At 59.5% G+C, this 10,090-nt stretch carries 8 protein-coding genes and 1 pseudogene; 5 read left to right on the top strand and 4 right to left on the bottom strand.

Features of this window, described 5'->3' with window-relative positions; translation table 11 throughout:
- Together HLUSI_RS30470 and HLUSI_RS0124105 are read right to left on the bottom strand one after the other, a co-directional pair.
- Nucleotides 1-902: pseudogene (locus HLUSI_RS30470) on the bottom strand (translocation/assembly module TamB domain-containing protein); the annotation flags it as partial.
- Between the two features lie 37 nt (nt 903-939).
- Complete coding sequence (locus tag HLUSI_RS0124105) at nt 940-2,691, bottom strand: autotransporter assembly complex protein TamA (RefSeq protein WP_016836377.1); 1,752 nt, start codon at nt 2,689-2,691, stop codon at nt 940-942.
- Between the two features lie 285 nt (nt 2,692-2,976).
- Here HLUSI_RS0124105 and HLUSI_RS0124100 point away from each other — a divergent pair, with 285 nt between their 5' ends.
- Nucleotides 2,977-3,768, top strand: coding sequence for a ferredoxin--NADP reductase (locus HLUSI_RS0124100; RefSeq protein ID WP_016836376.1), 792 nt, complete (start codon nt 2,977-2,979; stop codon nt 3,766-3,768).
- A 63-nt stretch (nt 3,769-3,831) separates the two neighbouring features.
- Here HLUSI_RS0124100 and HLUSI_RS0124095 read toward each other — a convergent pair whose 3' ends face one another.
- Both HLUSI_RS0124095 and HLUSI_RS33135 read right to left on the bottom strand, forming a co-directional pair.
- On the bottom strand, nt 3,832-4,296 hold the full coding sequence (locus HLUSI_RS0124095; RefSeq protein ID WP_157137998.1) for a fimbrial protein: 465 nt from the start codon (nt 4,294-4,296) through the stop codon (nt 3,832-3,834).
- A gap of 99 nt (nt 4,297-4,395) precedes the next feature.
- Nucleotides 4,396-4,581: a hypothetical protein gene (locus HLUSI_RS33135; RefSeq protein WP_157137997.1), complete on the bottom strand. Its 186-nt coding sequence runs from the start codon at nt 4,579-4,581 to the stop codon at nt 4,396-4,398.
- Nucleotides 4,582-4,638: 57 nt separating this feature from the next.
- Here HLUSI_RS33135 and HLUSI_RS0124085 point away from each other — a divergent pair, with 57 nt between their 5' ends.
- The 4 genes from HLUSI_RS0124085 (at nt 4,639) to HLUSI_RS0124070 (ending at nt 10,049) form a co-directional block, all read left to right on the top strand.
- The gene (locus tag HLUSI_RS0124085; protein WP_040503862.1) at nt 4,639-5,307 is read left to right on the top strand and encodes a response regulator; all 669 of its coding nucleotides are present in this window, start codon (nt 4,639-4,641) and stop codon (nt 5,305-5,307) included.
- 594 nt (nt 5,308-5,901) lie between these two features.
- The gene (locus HLUSI_RS0124080) at nt 5,902-6,456 is read left to right on the top strand and encodes a fimbrial protein (protein WP_016836372.1); all 555 of its coding nucleotides are present in this window, start codon (nt 5,902-5,904) and stop codon (nt 6,454-6,456) included.
- Between the two features lie 124 nt (nt 6,457-6,580).
- On the top strand, nt 6,581-7,339 hold the full coding sequence (locus HLUSI_RS0124075; protein ID WP_040503861.1) for a fimbria/pilus periplasmic chaperone: 759 nt from the start codon (nt 6,581-6,583) through the stop codon (nt 7,337-7,339).
- An 88-nt stretch (nt 7,340-7,427) separates the two neighbouring features.
- Nucleotides 7,428-10,049 (top strand): fimbria/pilus outer membrane usher protein, encoded by a 2,622-nt coding sequence (locus tag HLUSI_RS0124070; protein WP_016836370.1) that lies wholly within the window; start codon nt 7,428-7,430, stop codon nt 10,047-10,049.
- The last annotated feature ends 41 nt before the right edge of the window (nt 10,050-10,090 follow it).

Here is a 10,090-nt window from a genome sequence, read left to right as displayed (position 1 = left end):
AGATCGGCTTTCGGCGCGCCGTTGCTGAAGGCTTGCGGATTGACGTGCTGCAGGTCGACCTTGGCGCGTTTGAGCGGCACCGTGGAAAATGGCGTGGCGACGATGTCGGCCTTGCCGTTGAGTTTGTCGCCGGTGGCGGTCAGGGCGATGCCGAGCTCTTGCAATGAGCCGGACAATTGCGCCGCGAGCTGGAATTTTTCAGAGCTCTTTTCCTGTTGATCCTGTTGATCCTGTTGATACAGGCCCGCCAGCTCGACGCCGCCGTTGAGTGCAAACGGCTGCTTGCCGTTCAGGTGCAGCAGCGCGGTGGCTTGACCAAAGGCGGTGGTCAGCTTGTCCAGCACCAGCGTGTGCTGGACGCCGTCTGAAGTGCCATGCAATTGCAGGCCGCTCAGTTCGGTGACGGAAGTGCCTTGCTGCAGGATCAGTTTTTGCAGCGAGACGTCGTTCAGGTTCAGCGCCAACGGTAGACTGAGCGACGACGGCATGATGGTCGGCGTCGGCGGCAATGGCTGCTTGTTGATGTCGACGGTGCCGACGCGGAGATAGCTGACGGTCAGCCGGCGCTGTCTCAGCGACAGATCCCAGGCGGCGTCGATGCGATCGATGTCGAGCTGCATCGCGGCGTCGCGGTAACGCAGATTGCGCAAGTGGACGCCGTCCGCCAGGCTGCCGCCGCCGTGCACGCCGGACAATTTTCCCTGCATGCTCCAGACCGCCAGGCGCCAGGCGCTGCGCGTGCCGCTGTCGGTGCCGACCACCCACGCCAGCGTCGCCGCCAGCGCCAGCAACAACGTGGCGACCGCGAGCAATACGTAAAGCACCCGACGTCCGGCGCCTTCGCGCCTGGGCTCGGGCGCTTGCTGGTCTTCAGGATGATCGGTGGCGGTTGGTGCGGTCATGCTTAGGTCGGGTAAAAGTGATGGATGGTCAACGGCATCAGAAAGCGATGCCCAGCGAAATATGCGGGCGGATCTGCTTCTTCTGCACGCCGTAGGCCAGGTCGAGGTTGAGCGAGCCGACCGGGCTGCGCCAGCGCGCGCCCGTGCCCACGCCATGATAGAAGGTCTTGTTGCTCCAGTTGTCCGCCGCCGCGCCCATGTCATAGAACACGGCAGCGCCCCAGTTCTCGCTGAACCAGCGCTGGTACTCGGCGCTGCCGGTCACCAGGTATTTGGTTGGATAAACAGTGCCGTTGACTTCGTTGCCGATGCTTTGATAACTGTAGCCGCGCACCGAATCATTGCCGCCCGCGCGGAACAACAGCGACGCCGGCACTTCGGATGCCGAGCCTTTGGTGAACACGCCGCCGAGCTCGGTGCGCAGGATGATCAGGTCGCGCTTGGCCACCGGGAGGTATTGCTTGAATCGTCCATACAGGCGGCCGAAGGTCTGGTCGGTGATTACACCCTTGACGGCGAAGCCGGTTTCCAGCGTCAGCAGGTTGCCCTTGCGCGGGAAGATGGGATCGTCGACGTTGCGGCGCGCCCACGAGAATCCCGGCACCAGCGCCTGGTGCGTGCCTTGCGAAACGACCGTGTCGGCCGGCAGGGTGGCGCCGTTTTCCTGTTGCAGCTGGTCGCGGTAATAGGTCAGCGTATAGGCGGTGTCGTAGAACTCGCCGGTGCGGGCGCGCTTGATGCCGGTGCGCAGGCTGCGCAGGTCGACGCCTTCGAGACGGGTGCGTTCCATCGAGGCGTTGACGCTGTTGACGAAGGCCTTGCCGTCGGGCGGCATGGCCAGGTTGAGCAGGCCGTACTGGCGCTTCTGCTCAAGCCGCAACTGGCTGTCGAAAACATACGCCTTGTTGAATACGTTGTAGTGCGAATAGCGGCCTTCGACCTGGGCGCCGGTGTCGGTGGCGTAACCGAGACCGGTACGTATGCGCTGGGTTGCGAACTCGGTAACCTGCACTTTCACGGGCGCCATGTCGGCGTTTTCCGGATCGTTGTCGATGCCGACGATGGCGTTGCTGAAGTAGGGCGTGTTCTGGATCTGGCGTTGCAGCGACAGCAGGCGGTTGACGTCGTACTCTTCGCCGACGTTGAGCGGGTTGACGTTGCGGATGATGCTTTCCGGATAGCGCTTGGTGCCGCTGATCTGCAGAGGACCGAGCGTGAAGCGCGGGCCGCTGTCGTAGTGCACGCTCAGGTCGGCCTGCTGGTCGTCCGGATCGATGCTGGCCTGCGACTCGGCGATACGGGCGGCGGCGTATTTCTGTTGCTGCAGTTTGTCCAGGCCCTGGTTCTTGGCCTTGTCCCAATCTTCCTGGCGGAACGGCGGCAGCGCCCAGGTTTCCCGGATATCGCTGACACGGGCGGGGTCTTGTTCGGCGGCCGCGCCGGAGACGCCGACGTCAGCCGAGTTGATCTTGGTCTGCGGGCCGGCGTCGACATGCAGCTGCACCACTTTTTCCTGCTTGCCGTCCTTGTCCAGACGGACTTCGGTCCTGGGCGAAAAATAGCCTTCGGTCGAGGCCAACTGCACCACCTGGTCGCTGACGGTGTCGAGCAGGAACTGCAATTGTTCTTCGCTGAGGTCGGCGCGATCCTGGTAGCGCACCAGATCGAGGTGTTCTTTCAGGATTTTCTTGAGCGTATCGGGTGCGGTGATCTCAACCTTGTAGGCGGCATGCGCCGCGCCGGCAGCGCAGGACAGGAGGGCAATCGCTAATCGGCAAGTCCATTTCATCGGGTGTTCGTTGGTTCTGGCTTTTTGTAATCGAGCACTTGCCGGGGCGTTCAGGCGGAAGTGCGGTTAGGATGTAGGTTGTGGCCCTGCCGGAGGGGATTAGTTCCCCTGCAAGGCTCATGGCTATTGAAGGAGCGAACGGACGTGCGAACGATTCTTCGCGACCACCAGCCGCCATTGTATCCGGCAAAGCGGCAGACGCAATGAAGCAAGCCCTGTACAGGGCATTTTTGAGATTTTTCTTAAACGTCGCTGGACGTTAGGACGCAGAAAAGGAGCAAGGACGTGAACGCGCAAATCCCGGCAACCGAAAAAGCCACGCAGGAAACCCTGGTTTCCGTGCATCGCTGGACCGACAAACTGCTGACCTTCCGGACCACGCGACCCGCTGAATATCGTTTTACGCCCGGCCAGTTTGCGCGGCTGGGCTTGCAGGTCAACGGCGAAATGGTCTGGCGCGCCTATTCGATCACCTCGGCCGAGACCGAAAACGAATTGGAGTATTACGCCATCGTGGTTCCCAATGGCCTGTTCACCACCGCGCTCAACGCCCTGAAACCGGGCGATCCGGTATGGCTGGAAAAACTCAGCTACGGCTTCATGACGCCGGACCGTTTCAGCGGCGGCGACGACTTCTGGATGCTGGCGACCGGCACCGGCCTGGGACCGTATGTCTCCATCCTGCAGCAGCGTGAAGTTTGGCAGCAATTCCGCAACCTGGTGCTGGTGCACTGCGTGCGTCACGAAGAAGAACTGACCTACCGGGAAAAATTTGAAAGCTTGCGCGAGCAGGCGGCAGCCCAAAACCTGCCGGGCCGCTTGCAGCTGATCCCCATGACCACGCGCGACGATGGCGCCGCACATCCCGACCGCCTGCACGGACGCATCACCAGCGCATTGCGCGATGGCAGCCTCGAACGCAAAGCCGGGCTGGCCATCAATGCCGACGCATCGCGCCTGATGGTCTGCGGCAATCCCGACATGATCACCGAAGTGCGCGAGATCCTGCGCGAGCGCGGACTCGGCCCATGCCGCCGCGCCGGCGGAGGGCAGTTCATCACTGAAGATTATTGGTGACGGTAGTGAGGATGCGCAACGGACGCGCTATACCAGATGGCGAAGCAGTCCGCGTGCATTTTCCTAGCGATAATCGAAAGACACCAGCACGCTGCTGTGCATTGCGGCCGCGTCGATGTTCGCCGCCTTGCGCAAGGTCGCCGTCAACGGAACGGACATCGCCTGCTTTCCCTTGAAACTGTAGTTGATGACATCGCCCGGACCGACCGGCGCCGCGCCATGGCTGATGGCAACTTCCGCACCGGCAACACCGCCGTCGAACGTCTTGCGGCCGGTCGCCGTACCCATGTCCTGCATCGAAATCTGCACCGACTGATTAGCGTTGCAATATACGTTCAAGGGGATCTTGCCGCCGGTGCGTGACGCGGCCAGCGTTTTCATGTCTATCGTTTGGTTTTGTACGGTGCAAGCCGGTTCGACTATCGCACCGGAAAAGCGTATGGTTCCTCCAACGGCGAAAGCCAATGAAGAGCACGTGCTGATGAGGCCAAAGACGGCAAGGCGCTGGAAGCGGGTAGTGGTGGACATGGCAAAGATACTCCTCGAAAAATTGGCTGCTGAAACGGGCTATGCAATCCGATGGTATATCGAATTTTTTCGAGAGTTTGAGAGGGTATTGCTTGTGATTTATTGAATTTTTTCTAGATTATATGTCGCGATAATTTTGTTTGCTGTTGCTTTTTCACAATTTAAAAAAATAGCGGCTTCATAGGAGAAAAAACGCTTTGCGCAGATTGGCGAAAAAGCAGCCGGGAACCAAGCAAGACGGCGGCCACTCCAGATCATATATTTTTTGAGGGGCATATCGCACATGCACGATGTGCGTATGGTTGAAGCCGCTAAGCGTGCAAATTAATGATAGGAGAATGTATGAGTTTAATTTTGAATAAGGTTCTGCAAATCGCGATTGCGGACGATCATCCGGTGGTGCTTAATGCACTCAAGCATGAACTGGGTCGCCTGCCGGAATTCCGTATCGTGCTGATGGCGCACACCGGCGATGAACTGCTGGAGTCCTTGCAGCGCACGCCATGCGAAGTGGTCATCACCGACTTCGCCATGCCGACCGACAGAGGGGACGAGGCCGACGGCTTCGTGCTGATCAAGCGCATCCGCGCCGAGTTTCCGTCCACCAAGCTGATCGTCTACACCGCCATGAGCAACAGCGCCGTGGTCAAGCGCCTGTATCGCATGGGCGTCTTCTCGGTCATCAGCAAGAAGGAAAAAGCCGACGAACTGGTCAACGCCTGTCTGGCCACGCAATCGACCAAGCAAGTTTATTTCCCGGTGTCGCTACGCGGCGAACTCGAAATGAGCTGGGCGCAAGGCGACGCGTTCACGCAAAACAAAGAGCTCACCATGAGCGAGCTGGAAGTAATGCGCCTGTTCGTCGGCGGCTGCTCGCTGGGCGATATCTGCGATCGCCTGTCGCGCACGCCCAGCACGGTCAGCACGCACAAGAACAACGCCATGCGCAAGCTGGGCTTGTCTACTGACGCAGACTTGATCAAGTACGCGTACGCAACCGGCATGATCTGATTTTTATCTCCCGATAAAAATTTTGGTGTTCGCAACAGTGGCACACGCGACAAAAAAAGATTGAAGCTGCCAGGGAACCGCGATGGATCCCGTCCGTCGCGAAAGTAGCCAACAATCGTCTTCGACAGAGCGCAGCAGATGGGGCGCGCTCTTTCTTTTCTTCCTTTTCCGGTTTTTCCTCCGCAGCTTGTGATGCGAGATGCGCGCGTCCCTTCTTTCTTCTCTTCCTGAAAACCATTCTTTTCCGCACACGGAATCGTAGTGCCGGAGCAGGGAACGCCGTCAAAACTCATTTTTGACGGCGCCGCGTCGCGCCACGCTCTGCAATATTCGTGCTTGTCTCAATGGATTTCTGTCGGATTTTTTCACCAAAATCAGTTTGAGATTTTTCTTATATTTTTGGTATCGGTGAATCCCTATGATGCGTCCTGTGATGAATTTGTCAGAGCAACAAACCGACATGTTCAACGCAAGGTCGCGCTACGCAATGCAACGTCGTCCGGCGTTATCGGATGAATGTGTGGCGAGATTTTTTGCAGGTTCAGGCATCTGCATGAATTGCGAAAATTTTTAAATTCAATTTGGAGTATCACCATGAAAAAAATCATTCTGTCTTCTTTGCTGGCTGTTGCAGCTGCGCCAGCCGTTTCCCAGGCGGCTGACGGCACCATTACCTTCAACGGCACCATTACTGCCCAGACCTGCACCATCAACGGCGGCACCCCGAGCTTCGCAGTCAACATGCCGCGAGTGCCAACCACGGCGCTGGCAGCTGCCGGCCAAACCGCGGGTGTTGTCAACGATTCGATCAGGATCACGCTGACCGGTTGCTCCCAAAACGGCGCTAGTCCTGCCGCAAACGGCGCTGTGCGCGCTTTCTTCGAAGGCGGTCCGACAGTTGACGCCACTACCCGCCGTCTGCGGAATTCAACAGGTACGGCTACCAACGTTCAGGTCGGCCTGATCAATCAGGACGGTACGGATGTCGCTGTCGGTGCAGCTTCGCAAAACACCCAGTACGTGCCGCTCGCCGGTGCCGCAGGCTCCGGCGCTGCGACACTCGTGTACGGCTCCAAGTATGTGGCAACCGGTGCAGCGACAGCCGGTACGGTCATCACCAGCGTTCAGTACAGCCTCGACTTCCAATAAGTCGTTCGGTTCAAAGAAGAGGGCCAGTCTTCGGCCGGTTTTCTTTGATGCCATCTTTATGCTGGAACCCGGGTGTCGGGCATCGCTCCGTCACCCGGATTCATCGCAGCGAAAAAGGATTCAAATGAAACGCAACATAACAAGAACGGCCGTTGCCTTGTTGCTGGCGGCCAGCACTGCCTCCAGCTGGGCAAGCGTGATCATCCACGGCACACGCGTCATTTTTCCGTCCAGCGAAAAAGAAGTCTCGGTGCGCCTCAGCAACGAAGGCGTGTCCCCCGGCCTGGTGCAGATGTGGATGGACGCCGGCGATATCAGCGCCAAGCCGGATGAAACCAAGGTGCCGTTCATCCTGACGCCGCCCCTGTTCCGTATCGAGCCGGGCAAAGGACAGACGCTGCGCATGATCCATACGCGCGAACCCCTGCCGCAGGACAAGGAAACGATTTTTTACCTGAACCTGCTCGAAGTGCCGCCGCGTCCGGTCGAGCTGGAAGAAGAAAACGCCAACTTCATGCAGATGGCTTTCCGTACACGCATCAAGGTGTTTTATCGTCCCAAGGCGCTGGATAACCAGGACGCGTATTACAAGGGGCCGGCGCAATTTGCATGGACTGTCGTGCGCGAAGGTTCCGGCTACGCGCTCGAACTCAGAAACCCCACGCCGTATTACTTCAGTCTCATCAATGCCGGCCTGGCCTCCAACGTGGAAGGCGGACCCGACATCATGAACAGCGAGGGCGGTATGGTGGCGCCGGGCGGCACCCAGAAGTTTCCGCTCAAGGACCTCAAGAGCACGCCTGCCGGCGGGCAGAAAGTGAAATTCGAATTCCTGAACGACTACGGCGGCGCCGTCGTTGGCGAAGGAACCGTATCGAAGTGATCGCAACGGGACTCGAAGTCTTATGCAGATCATCTCTTCACCATCATTGAAACGCAGAAAGTCCTCGCAAGAGGACACGGTAGAAACCATGGAACCCATTCGACAGACATTCAAGCGCAAGCCGTTGTGCAACATGATCCTGGTCATGCTTGCGGCGCTGCCATCCTGGGCCGCGCATGCAGAGAAAAAGCCGACTGCATTGGCGCAAGCGCAGTTCAACGATCAGTTCCTGTTGCGCAAGGATGGCAAGTCGGTGGATTTGTCGCGCTTCAAGAACGGAAATCCGGTCCAGGCCGGCACCTATCGCGCCGACGTTTATGTGAACGAGGCGTGGATGGGGCGGTCGGATGTGGTGCTTCGCAGCGTCAGCGATGATCCGAACAACGTGGTGTTTTGTGCCGACCGTTCTTTCCTCGACATGGCCGGCGTCGACTTTGAAAAACTCTCGCCCGAGGCGCTTGCAGCCATCAGGCAGATGACGCCGGAAAGCTGCCTCAAACTTGAGGATCTGATCCCCAGCGCGACCGCGTTGTTCGACAATGCCGAATTGCGCCTGAACGTCAGCTTGCCGCAGATATCAGTGCGCAGGCAGGCGCGCGGCTACGTCAATCCGGAATTCTGGGATCGCGGCGTCAATGCGGCGATCCTCGGCTACAACTTCAATGCCTATCGCACCAGCACGCCGGGCCTGCAGTCCAGCACTTCCTATTACCTGGGCCTCAACGGCGGCGTCAACCTCGGCGACTGGCGTCTGCGCAATTTTTCGGCGTTGACCAAGCAAAGCAGCGGCGACACAAGGTTCCAGAACACCGCGACCTATTTGCAACGCGATCTGACCGACTTGAAAAGCCAACTGACCATCGGCGATACGTTCACGCCGGGCCAGTTCTTCGACAGTTTTTCGTTCCGCGGCGTGCGGCTGGCCTCCGACGACCGCATGCTGCCCGATTCCCTGAGCGGGTATGCGCCGGCGGTGCGCGGCATCGCCAGGACCAACGCCAAGGTGACGGTGTCCCAGAGCGGCAACATCCTCTACGAAACCACGGTCGCGCCGGGCCAGTTTGAAATCAACGACCTGTACGCGACCGGTTACGGCGGCGACCTGTCGGTGGTGATCACGGAAGCCGACGGCAGCCGCAGCAGCTTTACCGTGCCGTATGCATCCGTGGCGCAATTGCTGCGTCCCGGTGTCGGCCGCTACAGTGTCACGGCCGGCCGCACACGCGACAACGGACTGCCGCAGGTCAATTTCGTCCAGGCCACCTATGAGCGTGGCATGACCAACAGTCTGACGCTGTTCGGTGGCGCCCAGGTTGCAAACGATTATCTGTCGGCGGTCGGCGGCACCGCGTTGAATACCGGGATCGGCGCGTTTTCAGCAAGCGTGACGCAGTCGAACGCCAAGGTCTCGGAGCAGGACGTGCGCTCCGGCCAGAGCTACCGGGCCGACTACAGCAAGCTGTTAAAGGATATCGGCACCAACCTGTCGCTCGCGGCGTATCGCTATTCCAGCAGCGGCTTCATGCGCCTGCAAGATCTGCTGCAGGCGAAAGATCTGCTCGCCAAGGGATTCCCGGGCAGCCGGATTGATCGCCAGCGCAGCCAGCTGCAACTCCTGGTCAATCAATCGCTGGGCGAAAAGAACGGTTCTTTTTACCTCAGCAGCTCCATGCAGAATTACTGGAATCGCGATGGATCGACGATGCAATACCAGGCCGGCTATAACAACAACTGGAAGATGATTTCCTATAGCGTCTACCTGCAGCGCCAAAAAGACCTCGCATCCGGCGCCACCAGCACGCAGTACTACGCCAGCGCTTCCATGCCGCTCGGACGCGAAGTGCATTCGCCAACCCTGAGCACCAGCGTCAGCAAGGACAGCGCCGGCGGGAGCAGCCTGCAGTCAACCCTCAGCGGCGTGCTGGGAGAGGACAACGCTTTCAGTTACGGCGTGAGCGCCAGCAAAAGTCCGTTTTCGTCGAATGCATCGGTCAACGGCCAGTATCGGGCCGCTTACGCCAACGTCGGCGGCAGCTACGGTTACACCAACGGCGGTGCGACACAAATGTCGGCGCAGGCGTCCGGCGCCATCGTCGCCCATCCCGGTGGCGTCACTCTGGCGCAGTCCGTGGGCGAAACCATCGGCATCGTCGAAGCGCGCGACGCCGAAGGCGCATCGGTCAATACCGCCGGCGTGAGGGTGGACGGCCGCGGCTACGCCGTCGTGCCTTACATGACGCCATACCGCCTCAATGAAATCGCCATTGATCCGAAAGGTTCGTCGACCGACGTCGAACTGGCGCTGACCAGTCAACGCGTGGCGCCGAGGGCAGGCGCGGTCGTGATGTTGAAGTATCCGACCGTGACCGGCCGTTCCATCCTGTTCCAGGTGACGCTGCCGAACGGCGACGGCGTCCCCTTCGGTGCCGAGGTGCTGGATGCGCAGGGCAATTCGGTCGGTCTGGCCGGGCAGGGCGGCCGCGTGTTCGTACGCGCCTCGAACGAGGATCAGGGAAAGCTGCTGGTGCGCTGGGGCGAAGCGGCGAACGCGCAATGTTCGGTGCAATACCAGTTGCCGCCGCGTCCAAAGGACGCCAAGGGCATCGTATTCGACACGGCCGAGGCACGCTGCGAGTTTCTGCCGCAAGAAGCCGGCAAGAAGCAGGATCTGAAGATCGGGAAGACCGCAGGAACAAGTGTGACGCGCTGACCGGCCGTATGACAGTATGACCGTATCGCGCATATGAAAAA

The sequence above is a fragment of the Herbaspirillum lusitanum P6-12 genome (genome assembly GCF_000256565.1).
GTDB classification, from domain to species: domain Bacteria; phylum Pseudomonadota; class Gammaproteobacteria; order Burkholderiales; family Burkholderiaceae_D; genus Herbaspirillum; species Herbaspirillum lusitanum.
The sequence above is the reverse complement of the archived record's forward strand: the minus strand, read 5'-3'. Positions and strand labels throughout refer to the sequence as shown.